Below are 25,133 nucleotides of genomic sequence, written 5' to 3' on the forward strand. Positions count from 1 at the left end.
TATAAGGCTTATTATAGAGATTTTAAGGAAAAAAAAAGGGATAAAAGTAAAAAAACTTTTATCCCTTTTTATAATAGAGGTTTTTTTTAAACCACAGCCTCATTTTTGTATTTAATAATCATATTATATACTTCATCTTTTAGTTTTAACTTCTCTTTTTTCTTCTTTTCAATTTCAAATTGGTCAGCAAGGTCTTTTTCCATTTGAGCAATCTCTTCATCCAAACCATTATGTTTTTCAAAAACTTTTACAAAATGACCATCACTCTGTTTTAATTCAGCGATAACTTCTCTATGTTCATGAAACATTTTTTATACCTCTCTTATTTAAAAAGTTAATTGATTATAACAATTTGAGACTTAATAAAAAGTGTTGAAAAGGATTTAAAGTATTTGTTTTAGATTTAAGGTATTGAGATATAAAAGTGGCATAAAACCACTTTTATTTGTTGTTTTAAGTTCTGTAGTCTGCGTTTATTTCAATATATTTATAACCAAGGTCACAACCATAGGCTGTAAATTTACCCTCACCTACTCCTAAATCACAGATAACTTTGTATTTGTCATTTTTAAGAACTTCACCAGCTTTCTCTTCTCTAGCTGCATCAAAACAAAACTCACCTTTGTTGAATACAACTACATCATTATAAGAGATTACAAGTTTAGTATCATCACAAGTTACACGACTAGCTCCAATAGTTGAAGCAATTCTTCCAAAGTTTGGGTCTTCACCATAAAGTGCTGTTTTAACTAAAAGAGAATTTGATAGTGCTTTTGCAGCAGTTTCAGCCTCTTCATCATTTGCTGCATTTATAACTTCAAATGCAACAGCTTTTTTTGCACCTTCACCATCAGCTACCATCAACATAGCCATATCATGCATTACAAGTCTAAGGGCTTCTTTAAAAGCCTCTTTATCATATGCATTTGATTTTCTATTTGTTAAAAGTAAAACAGTATCATTTGTAGAAGTATCTCCATCTACTGAAATAGCATTAAATGTAGTATGAGAGTTTACTTCAAGTAACTCTTTCATATCATCTTTTGGGATATTAGCATCTGTACATATAAAACAAAGCATTGTTGCAAGGTTTGGATTTATCATCCCTGCACCTTTTGCAACTGAACCTATTTTAAAAGTGCTTCCATCTTCAAGTTTCACTTCATACATAGAAGTTTTAGGATAAGCATCAGTTGTCATAATAGCTTTGCTTAAATTTTCTGCACCTTTTGAACTCAAATCAAAACTATTTGCACCTTTTACTATTTTATCAATAGGAAGAGGATTTCCAATAACCCCTGTACTACTCATAATAGGATTAAGTAAATCAAAATCTAAAGAAGAAAATATAGTATTAATATCTTCAATACCTTTTTCTCCCGTTAATGCATTTGCATTTTTAGAGTTTATTAATACAAAATTTGTTTTAAAATCTTTTTCATATCTTTGATAATGTTTTAATGGTGCTGCTTGAAATTTGTTTAAAGTAAATACTGCTTCTACATCACAAGGAGTATCACTATATATAAATCCTAAATCAAAATTTCCATTTGGTTTTAATCCTGCATGTATTCCATCACAAAAAAAACCATCTATTTGGTCTATAAAACCTTTTATAGGTAAAATTGTAAACATTTTTTTAATTCCTTATAAATCTTTTGGTTTATTTCTTAAAGCAACTATTCTTCTAGCTTTTGTAATACCTCTTTGGTTACCAACTAAAAGAAGCTTACATCCTGGGGTAATCACTACATTACCTTTTGGCATTTGAATAAACCTGCCTTTTTTCTCAGTAATCCCAATAATAGATACTTTAAATTTATCCCTAAGTTTTAAATCTCTTATCTCTTTATTTACAGCCCATGATTCTTCATTTACAAAAGCCTCTTCCATATCAATTGGAGTATCAGGTTTATATAAAAACTCTTCAAGTACATTTTCCATATCAGGTCTAATAGCCATGGCAGAAACTCTTTTTGCCATAAGTGATGGAGTTGCCACAACTTTATCTGCACCAAGTTTTACAAGTCTTAGTTTTTCATTTTGTGTTTCTGCATTTGCAATTATTAAGAAAGGAGATCTTCCTAACTCTTTTTCATATAATCTAACTGATGCAATAAGTGTAATATTGTTTGAAATATTTTTAGAAAGTGATATTGCACCCTTTGCTGAACTTAGATGAGATTTTAAAAAAGCAGTCTCTTTAAAAGGTTCCTCTTTTACATAATATGGATAGTTACACTCTTTAGCAATTTGTTCAATATCGTCACTAGGATCAACAACTACAAATGGTACATGATTTTGGTTAAACTGCTTTGCTAATTGGGCAGTATATTCATTGTGATAGAATAATACAAAATGTTTTCTAAGTCTAGCTATTTTATAAAGCATATTTCTTTCCTTATAAAGATCAAATAATCTACCCTTAATAACTGCATCAATCAAAATTGCAGTTGAAAGTGTAAACAAAGCAAATCCAAAAATAATAAGTGTAATAGTAAAAAATCTTCCAGCAGGAGAGATTGGAGCAACTTCTCCAAAACCTACAGTTGTAAATGTAATACCAGTTTGGTAAATCGCATCTAAAATTGGAAAATCATCAATTAGGATATATCCCATTGTTCCTATAATCATTACAACTTGAACTAGAACTAATGGTACTCTAAAAGGTTTTAATTGTGAGTAAATTAATGGATTTAGATCATATTCAGGCTTAGCTGAACGAAATTCCCACCCAAGGGATTTTTTTATTTTTCTAAAGATGCTCATGAAAGCACTTTACTCTAAAGTGCTCTCTTATGAGTGTTTTTTAAGAGTTCTTAACTCTTTAGCTGAGATTCTGATTTTTTGTGTAGTACCGTCTTCTAAAGTAACTCTAACAGTTCTTAAATTTGGCACAAATCTTCTCTTAGTTCTGTTTTTTGCGTGACTTACGTTGTTACCAACCATAGGTCCTTTTCCTGAAATTGCACATCTTCTTGACATTTTAGTTTCCTTCAAATTTTTTATAGTGAAAAATATTCGCGTATTATACCTTGCAATTCTTAAGTTAAAGTTAAATTTAAGATGTTTTTTAAAATAAATCTTTTTATCTTTAATATGATAATATTTTACATTATTTATTACAAAGGCAAATTATGAGAATTATTATACTATGTTTATTATCTATTTTTACTTTTGCAATGCAAATTCAAAAACCCCAAAGCTACCAAGGAGATGAAAATATAAACTCTTGGCTTATGAGCGAAAAACTTGATGGGATAAGAGGATATTGGAATGGTAAAGAGCTACTTACAAGAAAAGGCAAAAAGATTTATGCACCAAATTGGTTTATAAAAAACTTTCCTAATTTTGAACTTGATGGGGAACTTTGGACAAAAAGAGATGATTTTGAAAATATCCAAAGTATTGTAATGGATAAAACACCAAGTTCAAAATGGAATGAGATAACTTATAATATTTTTGAAGTACCAAATACAAATGGTAATTTTATAAAAAGATTAGAAAAAGCAAAAATGTGGTTTTTTAAAAATAAAAATAAACATGTTCATATAATAAAGCAAAAAAAAGTTATAAATAAAGAGCACCTAAATAGCTACCTAGAAGATATTATAAAGAAAAAAGGGGAAGGTATAATTATAAAAGATCCAAATAAACCTTATCATACAGGAAGATCACCTTATATTTTAAAAGTAAAAAAAGCCAAAGATATGGAAGGTAAAGTTATAGGTGTAAATATATCTGATAAAACAAAGGTTCTAAAAAGTTTGAAATTGGAACTTGAAAATGGGATAATATTTAATCTAGGAACAGGATTTACAAAGGAACAAAGAATAACTCCACCTAAAATAGGTGAGATAGTAACTTTTAAATATTATAGTTTTACAAAAAATGGTAAACCAAAGTTTGCATCTTTTTTACATATTAGAAAAGATTAAATTGTTTCTAATATGGAGTTTATCTTTTCTAACTGTTTTTCCAAAGTATAGTTTTTTGCAATTTTTCTATTTTGTTTTTTTATAAGTTTCATATCTTCTTTATTTTGTAAAATTGCTTCAAGTTTAAATTGCATACTTCTGTCATTTGGTGAATCCATCGTTGAGAACACATCAATTAATTCTTTAGAAGCATTGTTTACAGTAGTAAAAACTACTGTTTTACAAAACATAGCTTTTAGAACATTTAGTGCAAAACTTTTTGTATGTGTTGGAAGAAGAAATATATCTGAAGCTAAAAATAGTTCATCTATATCTTTATAATCTTCAAGAAGTAAAAGTTTATCTTCTAAATTAAATTTAGATAACTGAAACTTCAAATTAGTAATCTGTTTCTTATCTCCTGCTACAAGAGCAAAGAAATTATTGTTTGCTAACTGCATTACAATATTTATAAACTCAATAACACCTGAAGCTTTTAGATTTCTTCCTGTAAAAAAGATGATTTTCTTTTTTGGATCAATATTAAATTTTTCACAAAACTGTAATTTAATCTCTTTAGGTTTTTTATACTCAATATCAACAGCTGGATAAACAACTTCAACAAAGTTTTCATCTATATTAAACTTTTGTAGAATCTCTTCTTTTAAAGTTTTAGAGTTAACAATAATTTTCTTTGCATTTTTTATATTTTCACTTGCAATATTATCAATTGTTCCTGTATGAAAATATACTTTTGCATACTCTTTTTTCTTGAATAATAATTTATCCATAAAAGAGTTTTTTGAAAGTAAAGAGATATTATCTTGTTTTAGTAACTCTTCTATAAGTCTATTTTTTGCTTTGAAACTTATTGTATGGCTCATATTTAACTTAACTCATTATCTATGATTTGGCAAATTGTATGACCAAAAAGTATGTGCATCTCTTGTATTCTTGGAGTATCATCTGAAGGTACTACAAGATTTATATCACATAAATCATTCATAGCTCCACCATCTCTACCACTTAAACCTACAATTTTACACCCTATTTCTTGCCCTACTTTAAAAGCATTTATAACATTTTTCGAGTTTCCAGAAGTTGAAATACCTATAAGTAAATCTCCTTTAACAGCCAAAGACTCAACTTGTCTATCGAAAACTCTATCATATCCATAATCATTTCCAATAGCAGTTAAGGCTGAAGTATCCGTTGTAAGTGCAATACCTGGTAAACCTCTTCTTTCAGTTTTATATCTTCCTGTAAGTTCTGCTGCAATATGTTGTGCATCTGCTGCACTTCCGCCATTTCCAAAAAGAAGAATTTTATTTCCATTTTTTAATGTTTCTACGGCTATTGCTGCTGCTTGCTGTAAAGGCTCTCCCATTGTTTCTATAACTTTATGTATAGTATCTAAATGTCCTAAGAACTCTTTTTCTATAACTAAATTCATCTAATTAACCTTTTGGATCTTTTCAATTGTCTTTGTTGTACTTTTACCATCTACAAAAGTAACTAACTTTGTTTGTTTTGCTATATCTGAACCAACTACTTCTTTACCTTCGTAATCAGCACCTTTTACCAAAATATCAGGCTGTACTAATTTTATAAGTTCATAGGGGGTATCTTCATCAAAAATAACTACATAATCAACACACTCTAAAGCAGAAAGGATATATGCCCTGTCATCTTGAGTATTTATTGGTCTATTTTCACCTTTTAATCTTTTTACACTGGCATCTGAATTTAATCCTAGAATTAAAACATCACCAAAAGATTTTGCAGTGTTTAAATAACTTACATGACCTTTATGTAAGATATCAAAACAGCCATTTGTAAAAACAACTTTTTTATTTTGCTTTTTAAGTCTAGTTGATATTTTTTCTATTTGTTCAAAAGATTTTATGTGCAGTTCAATTGAACTTTTATGTAAAGAAGCTTGATACTCTTCTATCTCATCTAAAGAAGCAGTTGCACTTCCTATTTTCCCAACTACTACACCAGCTGCAAGATTAGCAAACTCAACTGAAGTACTAATATCACAACCTAAAGATAAAGCAAACCCCAATGAAGCAAGTACAGTATCCCCTGCACCAGTTACATCATAAACTTCTCTTGCAACTGTTGGTTTAACATTCACCTTGTCATCTTCTAAAATCGCTATTCCATTTTCACTTAATGTTATAACTGAAACAGCTAAAGATACTTCATTTTTTAGTTTTGTTAAGGCATCTTTTAAATCTGTTTCATTTTCGATTTTTATACCTGAAGCAAATTCTGCTTCTTTTTTATTTGGAGTTAAAAGATAAGCACCTTTGTATTTTGTAAAATCACTACCTTTTGGATCAACTAATACCTTTTTACCTTTTTTATTTGCGTAAGTGATAACTTTTTCAAGAAGTTCACTTGTCAAAACACCTTTGTTGTAATCTGATAAAAGAACAATATCATAACTGTTTATTTTCTCTTGAAACTTTTCATAAAGTAATTTTACACTTTGGACAGAAATATTATTTTTACTCTCTTTATCATATCTAACAACTTGTGAGTGAGAAGCCATAAGTCTTGTTTTTCTTGAAGTTTTTCTTCCCTTTTGCTCAACTAGTGAAGCTTTTGCTCCTTGCTTAGTTAACATGGCTTTTACTAATAAACCAACCTCATCATCGCCAATTACAGATAAAACCTCAACATTTGAACCAAGAGCTATAAGATTACTTATAACATTGCCTGCTCCACCTAAGACTGTAGTCTCTTTTTTTATATCAACTATTTGAACAGGTGCTTCAGGTGAGATTCTTTCACAATTTCCCCAAAGGTATTCATCTATCATTAAATCACCAATCACTAATATCTTTGGCTGATTTTTTAAAGCTAAATTTTGAACAGTTTGCAATCTTTATCCTTTTTTAACTTCTGTTTCAAATAGTTCTTTTATTTGAGGGATATATGCTTTAATCCCCTCTTCCATAGAAAACCTTGGTTCATACTCTAAATTTTCTTTTGTAGAATCAATATTTGCTTGGGTAAAAAACTGATAAGAGCCTATAAATGGATTTGGGATATACTCTTTTCCATTGTCAATATTCAGTTCTTTTTGTAAAATATTTACAATATCCTCAAAACTTCTAGCTTTTCCTGTACCTACATTGTAAACACCACTCTTTTTAGGACTACAAGCTTTTATATTTGCTTGAACTACATCTTCAATATAGATAAAGTCTCTTAAAATTTTATCACTACCTTCAAAAAGTTTAGGAGTAGAACCATTTAAAATTTGATGTCCAAATTGAACTACCATAGAAGCTGTTTTATTTTTATAAAACTCCCTTGGACCATACACATTAAAGTATTTAAGTCCTACAATAGAGATATCAACACCTTGTTTTAAATACTTATATGTAATATTATCCATCATAACTTTTGAGAATCCATATACATTGTTTGGAGATTCATATCCAACTTCAAATCTATTGCTATCCCCATAAGTTGCACCAGAACTTGCATAAATCATATTTGCATTATGCTTTATAGCAATCTTAAGTAAGTCTTCATAGGCATTAACATTTGTTTTTATCATAATATCTTGTTCTAAAGCTGTGGTATCAGAAATAGCTGCTTGATGAAAAATATAATCAAATTTGTATGAGTTTTCTAAGTGCTCTAGAAGTGTACTATCATTGATATCACCACTTATCACTTGACCATTAAAACCAATTAAATTTTTAAAATGACCAAAACTTTTTAGATTTCCATTTGAAAAAGTCTCTCCACTTCTAAAACAATCAAGAGCAATTATATTTGCTTCCGGATAGTTTTCTTGAAAGTAAAAACAAAGGTTAGAACCAATAAATCCTGCAGCACCTGTGATTAAAATATTTTTGTTATTAAAGTCTATATCTGTATATTTCATAAAAAATTCCTATTTATTTAAAGGATAATATTTTAACAAAATTTTGATTAGATTCTAAGTGATTATAAAACGAATTTTCATATATTAAATTATTGAGCACCTATTTTAGAAAAAACAACTTTAATTGTTTTCATAAATATCACAAAATCCATCCACAAAGACCAATTTTGAATATACCATTTATCAAGTTCAACTCTCTCTGAAAAAGTCAAGTTATTCCTACCACTAACTTGCCATAATCCAGTTATCCCTGGTTTTACTTCTAATATAATATCCTTATTATATTTTCCAATCTTTTCTTTTTCATTAATTATATATGGTCTTGGACCAATTAAGTTCATATCTCCTCTTAAAACATTAAAAAACTGAGGAAATTCATCTAAAGAAGTTGCCCTTAATACTTTTCCTATCTTTGTGATCCTAGGATCATTTTTATATTTATGATAAATTGAATAATGCTCTACTTCATCAGGGTTATTGATTAAATATTTTTTTAATATCTCATCACCATTTTCATACATTGTTCTATATTTATAACAACTAAAACTAGAACCTTTTATGCCTAATCTTTTTTGTTTAAAAAGAACTTTTCCATTTGAATCAATTTTAATTAGTATTATCATAAAAATATGAAGAAGAATACCAAAAGGTAAAATACACAAAACTAATATTTTTTCAAAAAAATATTTAGTAAGCAAATTTCTATAATTTAAAAGTCTATTTTCAATACAAATAGCAGATAGTCTTACATTAAAATAATCTACAATATTTGCATGTGTAAAATCAATGTGATGCATATAAGGTATTACATAAATATTTTTTGTTTTTTTAGAATAAACTCTTATCAGTCTTTTTGATTGTTCAGTTGTAAAGTTTTTTGATATTAAAATCACAACATTGAATCTCTTTTTTGATACGTTATAACCAAAGTACCAATTCTTTTTTAGTTCTTCTTTCATTTCATCAACTAAAAATGACTTTCCCACAACTCTTACATTAACTTTAAAAAAATTAAATTTAAATAAAAGTTTTTTTAAAAATCTTTTTGAAATAGGTATAAGAAAAGAAGCTGTAATAAAAAATATTAAGATAAATGCTCTCGAGTATTCACTTGACATTTTTGTTAATGTAATAACTGTAAATACTATTACAAAAGATAATAACAAGCTTTTTAATACTCTTTTTGTATCACTCCAAAAATCATAACGTATAAAATATATTTTTTCAAATAAGAAAATTACAAAAGATAATAAAACAATCCAATAATATCTATGAAAAGTTGAAGTATCTAAAAATGGAAAAAATTCAGATAGAAAACTTGCCCTTATATATAAAGCAATTTTTAAAGAGACTAATAAAAAAAATATATCAGCAGTGACTAAAATAATAATATATAAAATATTTGAGAGATTTAATCTTTTTATCATGCTTAATTATACTATGTTATTTCTTTATCTAGTTTTGAAATTATAAAATTTAAAAATTCTTTTTTAAATCTATTGTCACTATATTTTTTCATTTGATTTGAAATATTTTTATGATTAAAAGTTATTTCTTCAAATTTTTTTATTGCATCAATAATACTATTTTCTCTTTGTTTACTAAAGTGAATACCAGTTTCTTTATCTATAACTGTCTCAGCTGTGCCACCTTTATTTAAAGCAATTACAGGAGTACCACAACACATAGCTTCAATAGGTACTATACCAAAATCTTCAACTGCAGCATACACAAAAGCACATGCATTTTGCATATATTTAATTAATGTAGTATCACTTTGATAACCCAAAAGCTGGATATTTTCTTTTGCTATTAATTTAATATTATCATACTCTTCACCATCACCTATAACTACAAGTTTTTTATCAGGCATTTTATTAAATGCTTCCACAATCAATTTAGTTTTTTTATAAGAAACTAACCTTGATGCAGTAAGATAAAAATTATCTTTTTTTTCTTTTATTAAAAACTTATCAATATTAACAGGGGGATATATAACTTTAGATTCTTTTTTATAAATTCTTTTAATTCTCTCCTGTACAAATATGGAATCTGCTATAAAATAGTCAACTCTATCTAATGTCTTAATATCCCAATTTCTTATATATTTTAAAGTAAATTGTACTAAAGCTTTTTTAGGCTGTTTTAGATTTTTAGTATATTCATCATACAAATCCCATGCATATCGAATTGGCGTGTAACAATAACAAATATGAAGTTGATTTTTATCTTTTTTTATTCCCTTTGCAACTGCCCAAGAAGAACTAATTATTAAATCATATTCTTTTAAATTTAAGCTTTCAATGGCAAGAGGGAATAAAGGTAAATAGTTCCTAAATTTATTTTTTGAAAAAGGTAATTTTTGGATAAATGAAGTTTTTGAATATTTACCTTTTAAAATATTTTTTCTATCTTTATCATTTAAAAAATCAACTAATGAAAAAATATCTGCTTCAGGAAATATATCTAATATAGACTTTAAAACTTTTTCTGCTCCAGCATTTGTAACAAGCCAATCGTGTACTATTGCTATTTTATAATTGGATATATCTATATTTTTTTTATTCATAAATTCTTAGATAACCTTTTGAAAATTTCAATATGCTCTTTTGCAGATTTTTCCCAACTAAATTGTTTAGCTCTTTTTAATCCCTTTTTTATCATTTGTTTTTGAAGTGATTCATCATTTAAAACAAATTTAAGTTTTTCATTTATATCATTTATATCATCAGGATTACAATAAACTACTGCATCTGAACCTACTTCAGGCAATGAGCTACTATTACTACAAATAACAGGTGTGCCACATGCCATAGATTCTAAAACAGGTAAACCAAAACCTTCATAAAAAGAAGGAAATAAAAATAAAGATGCTTTGTTATAAACTTTAGCAAGTTCTATATCTGAAATATATCCTAAATAATGAATATTTTCTTTATCCTTGTTTATTAACTCCATTATTTGATTATTTTCCCAACCTTTAAAGCCAGCCAAAACTAACTTATATTTATCTTTAAAAGTATCATCCAAATTATTATAAGCCTTTAAAAGTCCCAATAAATTTTTTCTAGGTTCAATACTTCCTACAGAAAAAATAAAATTTTCAGGTAAAGTTTGATTAATCTCTAAATTATCATATATTTTAAATAAATTATGATTTATTCCATGATAAATAACATGTATATTTTTCTCTGGAAAATTTAATCTCTCTTTAATCTCTTGTTTTGAAAAATTTGATCCTGTAATTATTTCATCTGCTTTTTCTATATTTTTAAAAAAATATTTTTCAAAATATTCTATTCTTTCTTTTGGATGATATTCTTTATATAAAATAAATGAAAAATCATGAACTGAAGAAACTATTTTTTTTGCTCTAATTTTATCATTAGGAATAAAGTTAGGTTGCCAATAAATATCATATTTTTTAGAAAAAATTCTACTTGAAAGAATCAATAGTTTTCTTATAATCTTTTTTAAAATTATATTTTTTGAAATTATATTTTTTAATACTTTTATATCTTTTCCATTTGAAGGATGAATTAATTTCTTACTAAAATAACCATAAAAATAATTTACTTCAAAATCATCATATTTCTCTATATTTTTAGATATTTCGTAAGTATACCTTCCTATACCAGTTAATGAAGACATTAAAGATATAGCATCAACTAATATTTTAAGCTTCAAGCATATCTCTCAATGTTAATTCAAATTCTTTTTGCTCTACATTACCAATAAGACTATAAAGTTTTTCATTTGAACCCGTTAAAGATTTTATTTCATCTTTTCTAACGAAAGCAGGATTTACTTTAACATTTATTTCATATCCTGAAATTTTATTCATACTACTAATTACATCAAGAAGTTTTATTCCTCTTCCAGAACAAATATTTACTATTTCACTTTTTTTATCGCATTCTAAAAGTCTTTTATAAACTTCACAAACATATCCGATGTCATTGAATTCCCTACTAACATCTATATTTCCCAATTCAATAGAATCTTTTTTTTCTTTAAAATGTTTTACAATTTTAGGTATTAAAAATTGTTCAGCTTGTCCTGAACCAGTGTAGTTAAATGGTCTTGTTATAATTATAGGTAATTTTGAAAAATATCCTTTAGATAAACACTCCATTGAATATTTACTAGCACCATAATGATTTGCAGGAATTGGACATAATGATTCATCAAGAACTTCTTTACCTTGATTTCCGTATATGGTTGCACTACTAGCTAATATAAGTTTAGATGGATTTTGGTTTAATTCTAAAATTGAATCTAATATATTAGTAGTACCTATAGTATTAACTTTATAAAAATCTTCATTTTTACCATGAGCTGCAAAAGATATTCCAGATAGATGTATAATAAAATTTGGTTCAACTTCTTTTAATACATTTAAAACATCATTTTTTGATGTAATATCACAAATAAATTTTTTATCACCACTTTTTGATAATGATGTACCATAAATTTCATATCCTTTATCTTCTAAAAAAATTGAAAGATATTTTCCTGTAAAACTATCTATACCTGTAATTAATACTTTATTCATCTATTCCTTACCTTTTCTCTATATCAACTGTCAAATAATCATTTTTGATTGTTTTTGATATTCTTGCTGTTTCTACACAAAGCATGTTAATATAATCATTCTTTTTCATATCACTTATATTAGAACTTCCATCTTCCCAAGGATTCCAAACAACTACATCACTTGCATTTTTATGAAAAATTTTTATTTGATTATGAATACTATTTATAATATTATAATTTGTCATTTTATAAATTCTGTCAATTTGCTTGTCTATTTTAAGATTTTCTTTATCGCTTTTAACTAATCTATTTTCTAAACTATCAAAATAATTTAAATTTAAATTATCTACTTGAACATCTAAAATATTATTAACATAAAAATAAGTATGTAAGGCAGCTGTAGTTTCAACTTCTGAATCAATTTCTAATGAAATTGAAAAATTTTTCCCTAAATTCATCTTTAATTTAAGTTCAAAAGAATAAGGCCAATACTCTATATTTACCATATCTGAATTTAAAATAAATTCTAAAGCTACATTAGTTGGGGTATCAATTCGGCTTATTAGTTTCCATTTACTAATACGAGCAAAACCATGGGAAGGTGATTTTTTTTTACCAAACCATGGCCAACAGATTGGGATTCCCCCTCTAAAGGGTTCTTCCTCTTTAAAAAAAGAAAAATCAGTATGCCAAAATAATTTTTGTTTATCTTTTAGCTGAAAATGAACAATTTGTGCACCCTGAAGTAATATTTTTGCATCAAAAAGTTCATGTTCTATCTCTAAAATGTCACTCATATATTAAAAAGAGAACCCAATTTCATTTCTTCTTAAATCTTCTTTTACCATCATTGCACATAACTCTTCTAATGTACATTTTGGCTCCCATCCTAAAACTTCTTTCGCTTTTGCTGGGTTCCCTATTAGTAAATCTACTTCTGCTGGTCTATAAAACTTTGGATTTACTTTTACTACTGTCTCTCCTGTTGCTTTATTTATTGCAATCTCTTGTTCATCTTTACCTAGAAATTCTAACTCTATTCCTGCTGCTTTAAATGCCATTGTTACAAAATCTCTAACTGTCTCTGTTCTATTTGTTGCTAATACATATGTATCTGGTTTATCTGCTTGTAGCATTAAATACATCCCTTCTACATAGTCTTTTGCAAATCCCCAATCTCTTTTTGCATCCATATTCCCTAGTTCTAAACAATCTAATTTCCCTAGTTTTATTTTTGCTACTGAATCTGTAATCTTTCTTGTTACAAATTCTCTTCCTCTTAATGGTGATTCATGATTAAATAATATCCCACTACATCCAAATATATCATATGACTCTCTATAGTTTATTACCATCCAGTGTGCGTATAATTTTGCTACTCCATATGGACTTCTTGGATAAAGTGGTGTCTTCTCTGTTTGTGGTATCTCTTGTACTAATCCAAACATCTCTGATGTACTTGCTTGATAGAATTTGATTTTTGGATTTACTATTCTTATTGCTTCTAATAAATGCACACATCCTAATCCTGTAATATGAGCTGTTGCTAATGGTTGGTCAAAAGATACACCAACAAAACTTTGAGCAGCTAGGTTATAAATTTCATCTGGTTGAATCTTTTGTACCATATGTATACTATTCGCTTGATCAGTTAAGTCATATTCTACAAGATGTAAATTTGGATTCTTCTCTATCCCTAATTCTTCTATTCTCCAAAAGTTTACTGAAGCTGTTCTTCTATATGTCCCATATACTTCATATCCCTTCTCTAATAATAATTGTGCTAAATATGCTCCATCTTGTCCTGTTATTCCTGTAACTATCGCTTTCTTCATCTATTTCTCCATTTTATAATAAAGTCTATTTTATCATAATTTTTCTTAGAGTAATTATTTACTTTTATATTATAAATATAGTTTTTTGATATAATTTTATGATTTTAGAAGTAACTTAGATTTAAATACAAAAAGAAAGTAGAAAACTCTACTTTCTTTTCAAGTTTGAATAAATTACGACTGAATACTATAAGAAGCAACAAGTTAAATAAACTCTTAAGAGACAATAAATCCATTTAAGATATCATCAGTTGTTGCACCTTGTGCTATTTGTGACAACAAACTATTTTTCTCTCCGCTATTTGCTGTTCTACTTAGGATATTTTGGTAGAACCTTTCTATGAAGGTTTTTTGTTAAATATTTGTGTTATTTGATAAACTATCATTATAGTAAAAAAATTTTTTACTATTAAATGAAGTGAATCCATCATTATTAGTAACAGTTAGAGTTATAGTATAAAATTCCACTGAAAAGTCTGATTTATGAAAGCTACTAGAATTTAAAATATTAAAGGGATAAATTATATATCCCTTTAAAAAATCATTCTTTATTTACAGTAATTTCTCTTTTAGCTGAATAACCAAAAAGTGTAAAGTCTTTTGTTTCACTTACTTGTGTACCATCTCGAGATAGGATGTAATTATTCCCTCCAAATATTTCTCCTGCTGATGTATAAGTTATATCAAATTCTAAACTATTGTCTGTTGTATTTGTTATAATCCCATCTGAATGAGAAGAGGAACACTCTCCAACTGCATTATTCTGAGATGCTAACATTGAAGAGATAAATACAGTATCATTTTCATATACTGTAATTGATAAATTCCAAGTACAATTTACACTTGGGTCTTGTGTTAAATATACATATGATGTTCCACTCCATTTACCAGTGTAATCATAAGGTATATCTTTGATAAGTACTTGTTTTGTTGCAATTTTACCATTATATGAAGCAGTAATTGTTACTGTTGAATCTTGACTTACTGAAGATGCAGACAAAATACCACTCGAATTAATACTTGAATATGAAGAGTTTTCACTCCATGATGGAATTACTACTTCAAAAGAACCATCACTGTAATATGCCGTTACTGTATAATTTGATGTTGTATTTTCATTTAAACTTGAAGATCCATTTATTGTTATGTTTTGTAATGTTGTTGGGGTACTTGAATTATAATCTTTTACACAACGTACAGACGTGCTTGCACCTGCATAAGCATTATACGAGTCACCACTGTAAAAGTCCACAATCCAACCATAGTTAATAGCCGAATAAGCCGTAGACGACCAATAATAATAGTCGTTAGTGCTAACATTTTCAAAAATAGAGTCTATAGTTGGAAAATTATCACTAACGACAATGGTTTGAAGTTCCTGCATTGTTGGTAACCTCCAATCAATATAGCCTCCTAATATTTTATTTTCACAATATGTTAAAGCACCAGCTAAAGTTTTAGTAACTGTTTTTGCATCAATATCATCTTGCCATTGAAGTCCTGTATTATTATCTGTAACAATATCATTTTCTCTTGTATATTTTCCATCTGTACACTCACTTGCAGTACAAGATTGTGAAGTACTTGGCTTAGTTCCACTACAATATGAATCATTAACTAAACTTCCATCAGAAGCTTTACATTGAACTGTTCTTGTTTGTGTTCCATTATTAGTACCACATTCTCCTTGACAAGAAGACCAATCTCCTTCTACCCAAGAGTATGTTAATGAGAATTGAGAACTAATATTAAAATATCCACTTCTGTCACTACTTGTGTGTATTATATTTTTAGCTATTTCAATTCTACATTGATCATGTATTATATCATCCCAATAAACTGAATTAGTTCCAAAGTTTCCAATATTCCAAGTATATGTATTTTCTTGATTTGGTATATGTGCTACCTTGTCTATAAAATACCATTTATCTTCAACATTTCCTTTACATTGAATAGATATATAAACATCATCATTTGCCCATTCAGAACCTGCTGTCCATTTTATATTTATAGAATCAACTCCATCAATAAAAGTTTTATTTTCTAAATCACTTGTAAGTGTCAAAATAGGGGCTGAATATTTTATCTCTTTATATTGCCCAAAATAACTCCTGATAGTTTCATAAGCTCCACCATATGTTTCAGTGAAACCATTATCATCAACATGAATATAAGGCATAAATTCAAAATCTTGTTTAAAGAGTGTTGTAATATTATTAAAATCAGATGCACTCCTTGTAAAATATCCTAATCTATTAAAATAATTTTCCTCTACTTCTGTTTTATTACAACCTGATAATTTTCCAAAAGTATCTTCATTACAATTATTTTCATATATAGATACTGAAAAATCTTTATTTATTAAGTCATTTAGACTGCTTCCAATTATTTTATTTGATTCAACATCAACTGCAATATAATGTTCAGAACCAATTATATAATAGACACTGCCATTCCCATATTCTTGTTTTAAATTAAACGAAAAGTTTCTCTGCTTATTTGTATTCGAATCATCATAAAATAGATCAAGTTCTTTTACATTTGTTTCAATATTTATATTTCTTATTGAATCGTGACTTTGATCATAATTTGCATAATATAATATTTGATATTTTAAAGTTAATGAATCTGTAAGTTCATTCCATGTATCACTATTACTTATCAACGATTTTTTAGCATTTGCTTTAGATTTAATATCTACAAAAGGGTAAGTAGCAGGGATTCTTATTCCTCCTAAATAATCTAATAATTGTTCTCTTAAATTAGAAACATTAAAAGGTCGTACAAAATCACTACTGTAATAACCTTTTGGTTCCTCATAAGAAGGAGCTGGCCAACCTATTACAGGATCATCATCAATTATTTCAACATCTACTTTTTCACCATCAATCACAATAGTAGAATTACTTTGAATCCAACTAGAAATTAAATCTTTTGGAATTGTTGCTACATATCTGCCATCAGCTTGTTGCTCAACTTTTATATCTATCTTACTTTTTAATGTTTCTTCTGTTTCATTATCTGAAAATAGATTTTGATTATTTATAGGAAAAGTAATATTTACTTTTTTATCCATATCAGTATTTACAATTGTTGAACCAATAAAGTTTCCAGAATCTCTTTTTTCTAAATTAGTTTTTACTGAAATTCCATTATTATCAGAAGTACTTTCTATAAAATTATTTTGAATTACTACTTTATTAAAATTTTCTTCCGAATCATTTAGATTAAAGGATTTAACCAAATTAACAAACTCCTGAGAACCAATAAAACCTTCAAATACTTGCTGTCTTGTATAGCCTTGATTGTTTATCTTATCTAACCAATCAGCTTTCCCTCCCGCATCTGATGCTCTTCCAAAAAATGCTTGATAACATGTCTCTAAAAATGTATTATTATCTTCATTCTGATTTATATATTCTGAAGAAAACAAAAACCCTGATGCTATCTCTGTTGGATCTTTTATTTGATTTGTTAATTGTTCTACCCAATCATTAAATCCACTCTCATCATAGTTTCTTTTTAATACTAATGAATAAAATCTATCTACATAAGCTTCTACTCCTGATAAACTTGGTCTATCACTATCTAATATTTGTGTTACTCCAAAACTATCAGTTAAGTTTTTAAACTCTTGTGATTGAAAGAATCCAAACATTACACTTTGTTTTGTTCTTCCATTATTCATTTTATTTAACCAATCATTTTTCCCACCATCATCAGCTACTCTATTAAACATTGTTTGATACATAACATCAAGAAACTCTTCATTTGTCAGATTTAAGTTTATAAATTCTTGAGAATTTAAAAATCCCATTGCAACTTGAGCTGCACTTTGATTTTGTATTACATCTAACCAGGTTGACATTCCACCACTATCTGCTGTTCTTCCTAGTATATTCTGATAAAATCTTTCTATAAATGCTTCTTGTTGACTTGTATTAGCATTTGCATTTGTTATGCACATTAAACTTAATAGAACAATTACTATAATTGCTTTTATAGAAGAAGATAGTGAATCCATTTTTTACCTTTTAAATAAATAACAACAATTATAATAAAAAAAAGTTTCTAAATGGATTCAAATTAGTATATTTTTTTAAGTTTATATTAATAATTTAGTAAAATACTTAAGTATAAGAATTATAAGTAAAAATAATTTTGATTTTTTAGAAAAAGAAAGTAGAAAACTCTACTTTCTTTTAAGATTTAATTAAATTATGGATTAATTCCATAAGAAGCAGCAAGTTGAATAAACTCTTGAGAACCAATAAAGCCATTTAAAATATCATCAGTTGTTGCACCTTGTGCTATTTGTGACAACCAACTATTTTTACCTCCTGCATCTGCCTCTCTATTAAAAAATGCTCTATAGCATATATCTAAGAATGTTGAATCATCTAATCCTCTTTGCATATACTCTTGGGAATTAAAAAACCCTTTTGCTATATCTCCTCCTGCTTTTGTCCCTGCTCTTAATTGACTTACCCAATCATTAAATCCTACTTCATCTGCGCTTCTATTTAACACTAAGTTATAGAATCTATTTACATATCCTGGTACTTCTGTTATTTGATCTATATCTCTTATTTGTGTTACTCCAAAACTATCTGCTAGGTTTTTAAATTCTTGAGCATTTAGAAATCCGTATATTACTTCTATTCTACTAGTACCATTATTTAATTGATTTAACCAAATATCTCTTCCTCCACTATCTGCTACTCTATCAAACAGTGTTTGGTACAGTATATCTACGAATTGTTCATTTGAGAGTCCAAGATTTATAAATTCTTGTGATTGGAAAAATCCTAGGGCTACTTTTGCGGCACTTTGATTTTGGATTATATCTAGCCAGGTATTTAATCCTCCTGTATCTGCGCTTCTATTTAGGATATTTTGGTAAAACCTTTCGATGAAGGTTTGTTGTTGATATGTAGCTATATTTACAGTACAATCTTCATAAATACTTTGTATACATACTACACCGCTATTTAGTTTATCTGCAACAGTTGAAATATCGCCTCCATAACTAGATTTTCCCCAAGCAATAACAGAACCATCAGTTTTTAAAGCTACAATAGCTTCCATATTTGAATAAATTCCTGCTATACTTTCACTTAGATTTGATGGCAAATTACTTGTATCTATTTCACTACCTTCTTGTCCACCCCAAGATACAATAGAACCATCTTCTTTAATTGCAGTAAAAGCACCTTCAGTGGGATATATCTTTACTACACCACTACTTATTTTTGAAGAAACTGAGCTACTGTCTCCTCCTGACATTGAACTTCCCCAAGTTACAACTGAGCCATCATCTTTTAATGCTGCAAAGGCATAAGCATTTGCATAAATTTTATTAATACCACTACTAAGTTCATTTGATACACTACTGCTATCTCCTCCACCCATTGAACTTCCCCAAGTTACAACGGAACCATCTTCTTTTAAGCCTGCAAAAGCAGACCCTGATGAATAGATTTTTGATATTCCATCTATTGAAGAGGGAGGATTTATAATAGAATAGCCCAAATCTGGTGGGAGCATATCATATCCCCACATTATTATTGAACCATCATTTTTAATTGCTGAAAAGAATGAAGCATTTGAATAGATTTTATTTATGTTACTAGTTAAACTAGATTTAACATTATCAAAGTTTTCTATAAATCCCCAAGATACAACCGATCCATCATCTTTCAATGCTGCAAATGCCGTTGCAATTGAATAGATTTTCACTACTCCACTACTTAAACTCGATAAGACAGTATCTCCACTTATAGTACCAGGAGGAGCCATAGTTAAATTATCAAAAGGTATAACTGAACCATCTTCTTTTAATGCTGCATAGCCAGTATATGCTGAATATATTTCAACAACACCACTACTTAAACTAGAAGGAATATTAATATCTTGATTGCCCCAAGTTAAAACTGAACCATCTTCTTTTAATGCTACAAATCCAAGCGGATTAGAATAAACTTTTTTTACTCCACTGCTAAGACTTGATGAAACACTACTACTATCACCTCCAAATTCAGGATAACCCCAAGTAATAAGTGAACCATCATTTTTCAAGGCAGCAAAAGCAGAAGATGAAGAATATAACTTAGTTACTCCACTACTTAAATCTGATGCAACACTACTTATATCTCCACCATATCTTGAATCTCCCCAAGCAACAACAGAGCCATCACTTTTTATTGCTGAAAAAGCTAAATTATTAAAATATCCACCTGAATTTTTCCCTATTTTTTCAAAAATCTCTTCAGCATACAAATAATTAATAGATACTATTAATGTTATCATAAAAAAAGATTTTTTCATTAAACTACTAATAACCAACATGTCCTATTTTCTCCTATTTAAAAAATTAAAATAATAATACCATTAATTTACTTATAATGATATTGATTATTATATAAAAATAAAAATGTATATTTATTATACAAGAAAGAGAAGAGGAAAACCTTCTTCTCTTAAGTTTATGGTGCTACATTAAAGTAAACTGTTTTTGTTTTTGTTTTTTCAGGAGTACTTACATTAATTGTAATTTTTGTTTGACCTACTTGTCCCAAAATTGAACTAATAGGAATAGTAATATCTTGACCTATATAATTTATGTTTTGAGAATAGTTTCCTAAAGATATAATATCATTTCTATCAAGCTGTACATCAATTGTCAATGGAGTATTATCTCTTGTATCAATATCTAAATTGATATTATAAACTCCAAAATCTTTCAATTTGAAAAAGCTATCTAGTGTCATATCTAATACACTTAATTTATTATAATTTAATACAAATGCTTTTTGTTCATCATCAAAAATTAAATGGTCATAACCTGAATAAGGAATATAAGTTTTTATTAATTTTATGTTTGATGAGTCTGCAATATCTAAAACAATTAATCCATTAGATGTATCAGAAATATATGCTTTTTTCTCATCAAAAGATAAACTTACAGAATTAATCACTCCATAACCAGTAGCTTTATATTCTCCTAATAAAGTCATATTTTCAAGATTGCTAACATCAAAAACCAATAAAGAATTTCTATCAACAACATATGCTTTTGAACCATTTTTTGAAAGTACAATTTTTGTTGCATTTCCTTCTGTATCATAAGAACCTAACAATTGTGGAGATGCAGGATTTGTAATATCAAGAGAAATAATCCCATTATCATTATCAGCTAAAATAACTTTTGATTCATCAATTGATAGAACTAAATCTAAAGTTCTACCTTGCGTAGCATAACTTCCAATGATAGATGGGTTATAGGTATCTTCTATATTTACAATTAAGAAATCTGATTCTCCTAAACTATAATTACTATTTGCAATAAATATTTTTGTGTTATCTTTAGATAATTTAATTGAAGCTACATCACCACCAGTATTATATTTATTAATAAGAGTGGGGCTTGAAAGATTAGTTATATCAAATATTAATAATCCATTTGTTGAGTCTGCTATATACATTTTTGAATTGTCATTTGAAATAAGAATTTTGGTAGCATATCCATCCGTATCTTGACTAAAAACTTCTGATATAGAATTTATATTCGAAACATCTAATATATTATATCCAGCAAAATGATTACTGATATAAACTTTTGTTTTATCTTGAGATAAGATAATATCTCTTGCTTGCCCATCAAGAGAATAACTACCTATTTCATTCTCAAAACTTTGATTATATATATCTAAAATAGCAAAATTATCACCATTTACAATAGCATAAGCTTTTGTCTTATCATCTGAAATTTCAAAAGCAAAAACTCCACCCATCTGACTGTATTTTCCTACATAAGTAGGTAAATTTAAGTTACTTATATCTAGATAAACTAAACCACTATCTGTATAATATAACATTGTTTCATCATTTGAAAGTTTGATATTATTTATTCCATAACTATTATCTATCTGATAACTACTAAATAAACTTGGAGAATTTGAGTTTGAGATATCTAATATCCATAAACCATTTGTCCCTTTTACAAAAGCTTTTGTTTCATCAGAAGATATATCAAAAAGATGTCCTCCTGCATTAGCATAATTACTCAATAAAGTTGGTGTTGGTGTCGATAAATCAACAATATTAAAGCCTGAAGTATCTGTAATATATAATTTACTATCATTATTAGAAATTTTTATCCCTTCAGCATAATTTACTACATTGTATTTACCTATTAAAGATGGATTTGTAGAATTACTAACATCAATGACTGCTAAACCATAGTTTCCACCAACAAGATAAAGTTTTGAATCATCATTTGAAACTACAAAAGCATAAGAATTAAAATTTTCTTCATAATATCTACCAAGTAAACTTGGACTAGATGGATTTGAAACATCAAAAACCATGACACCCTTCATAGTATCAAGAACATATGCCTTAGTATTGTCAGGTGACAAGATCATTGTCATAACAAAACCTTCTGTATCATATTCAACAATTTTTGTTGGATTATTTGGTGTAGTTATATCTAAAATCAAAAAGCCTTTGCTTCCATTAGGAATAAATGCTTTTGTATTATCATTTGAAATAACAACACTATGTGGAGTACCATCTGATTCATAAAATCCTAAATTATTCATACTATCTTTCACATAAACGGACAAAGGAGCAACAATATTATTTAATCCAAAGCTTTCCATTAAATTATAAAATTCTTGAGATCCAATGAAACCATTTAAAATATCATCTACAGTAGCACCACTATCAATTTGTGATAACCAATCATTTTTTCCTCCATCATCCGCTTCTCTGTTAAAAAAAGCTCTATAACAAATATCTAAAAAAGTTGAGTTATCTAATCCTCTTTGTAAATATTCTTGACTTCCAAAAAATCCTTTTGCTATATCTCCTCCCGCTTTTGTTCCTGAATTTAATTGACTTACCCAATCATAAAATCCTACTTGGTCAGGTGTTCTATTTAAAACCAGAGTATAAAATCTGTTTACATACCCCTCTACTCCTGTTGTACCGTATGGACTATAATTTAATTGATCTTCGGGTCTTATAGATATAACACCAAAAGAATCAGCTAAGTTTTGGAACTCTTGAGCATTTAAAAATCCATAAAGAACTTCTAATTTACCTACTCCTGAAATTAATTGATTTAACCAAATCTCTCTTCCTCCACTATCTGCTTGTCTATTAAAAAGAGTTTGATAAAGAATATCAACATATTGTTCATTTGATAATCCTAAATTAACAAATTCTTGTGATTGAAAAAAACCTAAAGCTACTTTTGCTGCACTTTGACTTTGAATTACTTCTAGCCAAGTATTCATACCTCCAATATCTGCACTTCGCCCTAATATGTTTTGATAAAACCTTTCAATAAAAGCTTCTTGTTGAGTCATACTTGACGCAATAGTATTAGTTTGAAGTACACCTAAGTATATTAAACTTATAAACACTAAACTCATTAACTTTTTCATAATGTCCCCCTATTTTTAACATTAACTTAAAAACTAATATTAAAATTATAACATTATTTTAAAATAATACAAGCTTATTTTTATAATTTTAATTTATTATTATTTATAATTATTATTTATTATACTAAAGACTAATATATAAGAATTTATTATATTATTAAATTAAAAATAATTATTTAATATTAAAAAAAGGGAGAGTTATAAAGTATTATAAAAAAGATGCTCAAAAGCATATGCTTTATAGTCATCTAATTTTATATTATTGTAATATTGTTCATGAAGAGGTATGAATCTTTTGATATATGTATTGAAAAAACTTAATCTAATAATTTTAAAAATTTATTTTCAATAACTTTCCAAGAATATTCACTTTCAATAAAAGAGCTAAGGGTATCATAGTATTTATTTTCATCAAGCATTGATTTTAATTCATTTTCAAAACTATCATAACCTAAATAACTTTTTCCTCCACCACTTCTTTTACATTGTCCAACCATTACATCAGAAATCCTATTTACTAGTACTGGTCTATTCATACTCCAAGCTTCTAAAAGTACCATTGATAAACTTTCAAAAGGAGATGAATTTACTAAAAGTTCACAATCTTCAATTGCATCAAATTTAGTCTGCTCATCTATAAAACCTATGTATTTAATAAATTCATTTTTAGGAATATCAATAACACTTTTTCCTGCTAAAACTAACTTTATATTAATCTTATATTTATCAATAAATTTTAAAAAATATTGTATTAAATCATGAACCCCTTTACTTTCATCAATTCTTCCTATATAAAGGATATAAGGTGAATATATATCATATTTTTGTCTAAATCTTATATTAGAAATATCATTGGGTTTATCTATACCTATTCCAAAAATATCTCCATCAAACTTAACATCAGGAAATTGTTTTTGTAAAAAATTTTTTTCTTCAACTGTACTAAATATCATTTTTTTAGGTTTTTTGAAAAAGTCTTTCCATATAGGTAAGTATATTGGTCTTTCATCATGAGCAAATGATGCAAGATATGCTTTTTCTTTTACAAAAGGTAAATTAAAATATGTTGTAGCATATATATAAGTAAAGAAAATAAAAGCATCATATTTATCTGAATTATTTTTAATAAAAGCTGTTAAATTTTCACTATTAGGACCTTGAAGTTTCATCCACGTTTCAGCTTTTTCTATTGTTGTTGTTTCAGCTTCTGGCATTCCATTTTTGTAAAAATTATTAAATTTTTCAATATCTCTAACTTCATCAACTTTAAATCTTCTTATAGGTATATCATTTACAACTTCTATTCCTTCATCATAATAATTTTCCCAAGTCATATAATCTAAAGCACATGTAGTTAATATTTCTATATCCCAATATTTTTTCATTTTTTCAGCTATTGTAAAACAATATGATTCTGCTCCACCATTAACTTCTTTTCCACTTCGTTGAACTATAAAAGCTACTTTTTGTTTTTTCATCATAA

The 25,133-nt window shown here is 27.5% G+C and carries 20 protein-coding genes; 1 reads left to right on the forward strand and 19 read right to left on the reverse strand.

The window, feature by feature from the left end:
- Nucleotides 1-86: 86 nt before the first annotated feature.
- From ACKU4C_RS09620 to rpmB, 4 genes are all read right to left on the reverse strand, one after another.
- Nucleotides 87-308, reverse strand: a complete 222-nt coding sequence (locus ACKU4C_RS09620; RefSeq protein WP_321311655.1) for a DUF465 domain-containing protein — start codon at nucleotides 306-308, stop codon at nucleotides 87-89.
- Nucleotides 309-453: 145 nt separating this feature from the next.
- Nucleotides 454-1,635, reverse strand: coding sequence for a bifunctional glutamate N-acetyltransferase/amino-acid acetyltransferase ArgJ (gene argJ / locus ACKU4C_RS09625; RefSeq protein ID WP_321311656.1), 1,182 nt, complete (start codon nucleotides 1,633-1,635; stop codon nucleotides 454-456).
- Between the two features lie 12 nt (nucleotides 1,636-1,647).
- Nucleotides 1,648-2,769: a TrkA C-terminal domain-containing protein gene (locus tag ACKU4C_RS09630; RefSeq protein WP_321311657.1), complete on the reverse strand. Its 1,122-nt coding sequence runs from the start codon at nucleotides 2,767-2,769 to the stop codon at nucleotides 1,648-1,650.
- 27 nt (nucleotides 2,770-2,796) lie between these two features.
- Nucleotides 2,797-2,985 (reverse strand): 50S ribosomal protein L28, encoded by a 189-nt coding sequence (gene rpmB / locus ACKU4C_RS09635; RefSeq protein ID WP_320034550.1) that lies wholly within the window; start codon nucleotides 2,983-2,985, stop codon nucleotides 2,797-2,799.
- A 152-nt stretch (nucleotides 2,986-3,137) separates the two neighbouring features.
- On the opposite strand from rpmB, the gene ACKU4C_RS09640 reads away from it, so the two are divergent.
- A complete protein-coding gene (locus tag ACKU4C_RS09640; RefSeq protein ID WP_321311658.1) occupies nucleotides 3,138-3,938 on the forward strand; it encodes a DNA ligase in 801 nt (266 codons plus the stop codon).
- Here ACKU4C_RS09640 and ACKU4C_RS09645 read toward each other — a convergent pair.
- From ACKU4C_RS09645 to ACKU4C_RS09715, 15 genes are all read right to left on the reverse strand, one after another.
- Nucleotides 3,935-4,801, reverse strand: coding sequence for a glycosyltransferase family 4 protein (locus tag ACKU4C_RS09645; RefSeq protein WP_321311659.1), 867 nt, complete (start codon nucleotides 4,799-4,801; stop codon nucleotides 3,935-3,937). The two genes, ACKU4C_RS09640 and ACKU4C_RS09645, sit on opposite strands and share 4 nt — an antisense overlap.
- Nucleotides 4,802-4,803: 2 nt before the next feature.
- Nucleotides 4,804-5,370 carry a D-sedoheptulose 7-phosphate isomerase gene (gmhA, locus tag ACKU4C_RS09650; RefSeq protein WP_321311660.1) on the reverse strand — a complete coding sequence of 189 codons (567 nt, stop codon included), beginning with the start codon at nucleotides 5,368-5,370 and terminating at the stop codon, nucleotides 4,804-4,806.
- Nucleotides 5,371-6,747, reverse strand: coding sequence for a D-glycero-beta-D-manno-heptose-7-phosphate kinase (gene rfaE1, locus ACKU4C_RS09655; RefSeq protein WP_321315862.1), 1,377 nt, complete (start codon nucleotides 6,745-6,747; stop codon nucleotides 5,371-5,373).
- Between the two features lie 66 nt (nucleotides 6,748-6,813).
- Nucleotides 6,814-7,827, reverse strand: a complete 1,014-nt coding sequence (gene rfaD, locus ACKU4C_RS09660) for an ADP-glyceromanno-heptose 6-epimerase (RefSeq protein WP_321311661.1) — start codon at nucleotides 7,825-7,827, stop codon at nucleotides 6,814-6,816.
- 89 nt (nucleotides 7,828-7,916) lie between these two features.
- Nucleotides 7,917-9,254: a sugar transferase gene (locus tag ACKU4C_RS09665; protein ID WP_321311662.1), complete on the reverse strand. Its 1,338-nt coding sequence runs from the start codon at nucleotides 9,252-9,254 to the stop codon at nucleotides 7,917-7,919.
- Between the two features lie 11 nt (nucleotides 9,255-9,265).
- Nucleotides 9,266-10,396: a glycosyltransferase gene (locus ACKU4C_RS09670; RefSeq protein WP_321311663.1), complete on the reverse strand. Its 1,131-nt coding sequence runs from the start codon at nucleotides 10,394-10,396 to the stop codon at nucleotides 9,266-9,268.
- Nucleotides 10,393-11,514 (reverse strand): glycosyltransferase family 1 protein, encoded by a 1,122-nt coding sequence (locus ACKU4C_RS09675; RefSeq protein WP_321311664.1) that lies wholly within the window; start codon nucleotides 11,512-11,514, stop codon nucleotides 10,393-10,395. The genes ACKU4C_RS09670 and ACKU4C_RS09675 overlap by 4 nt, the downstream gene beginning before the upstream one ends.
- Nucleotides 11,504-12,382, reverse strand: coding sequence for a GDP-mannose 4,6-dehydratase (locus ACKU4C_RS09680; protein WP_321311665.1), 879 nt, complete (start codon nucleotides 12,380-12,382; stop codon nucleotides 11,504-11,506). The genes ACKU4C_RS09675 and ACKU4C_RS09680 overlap by 11 nt, the downstream gene beginning before the upstream one ends.
- A 7-nt stretch (nucleotides 12,383-12,389) precedes the next feature.
- Entirely contained in the window at nucleotides 12,390-13,160 is a 771-nt protein-coding gene (locus ACKU4C_RS09685) for a D-hexose-6-phosphate mutarotase (RefSeq protein WP_321311666.1), read from the reverse strand.
- Nucleotides 13,161-13,163: 3 nt separating this feature from the next.
- Nucleotides 13,164-14,198 (reverse strand): GDP-mannose 4,6-dehydratase, encoded by a 1,035-nt coding sequence (gene gmd / locus ACKU4C_RS09690; protein ID WP_321311667.1) that lies wholly within the window; start codon nucleotides 14,196-14,198, stop codon nucleotides 13,164-13,166.
- A gap of 216 nt (nucleotides 14,199-14,414) precedes the next feature.
- A complete protein-coding gene (locus tag ACKU4C_RS09695; RefSeq protein WP_407933769.1) occupies nucleotides 14,415-14,540 on the reverse strand; it encodes a DUF4214 domain-containing protein in 126 nt (41 codons plus the stop codon).
- Between the two features lie 199 nt (nucleotides 14,541-14,739).
- A complete protein-coding gene (locus tag ACKU4C_RS09700) occupies nucleotides 14,740-18,222 on the reverse strand; it encodes a DUF4214 domain-containing protein (protein WP_321311668.1) in 3,483 nt (1,160 codons plus the stop codon).
- Nucleotides 18,223-18,416: 194 nt separating this feature from the next.
- Nucleotides 18,417-20,525 (reverse strand): DUF4214 domain-containing protein, encoded by a 2,109-nt coding sequence (locus tag ACKU4C_RS09705; protein ID WP_321311669.1) that lies wholly within the window; start codon nucleotides 20,523-20,525, stop codon nucleotides 18,417-18,419.
- Between the two features lie 158 nt (nucleotides 20,526-20,683).
- Entirely contained in the window at nucleotides 20,684-23,650 is a 2,967-nt protein-coding gene (locus tag ACKU4C_RS09710) for a DUF4214 domain-containing protein (protein ID WP_321311670.1), read from the reverse strand.
- Nucleotides 23,651-23,967: 317 nt separating this feature from the next.
- Nucleotides 23,968-25,131 (reverse strand): glycosyltransferase family 4 protein, encoded by a 1,164-nt coding sequence (locus tag ACKU4C_RS09715; RefSeq protein WP_321311671.1) that lies wholly within the window; start codon nucleotides 25,129-25,131, stop codon nucleotides 23,968-23,970.
- Between the last annotated feature and the right edge of the window lie 2 nt (nucleotides 25,132-25,133).

Origin of the sequence: Halarcobacter sp., assembly GCF_963676935.1 — a bacterium.
Taxonomy (GTDB): domain Bacteria; phylum Campylobacterota; class Campylobacteria; order Campylobacterales; family Arcobacteraceae; genus Halarcobacter.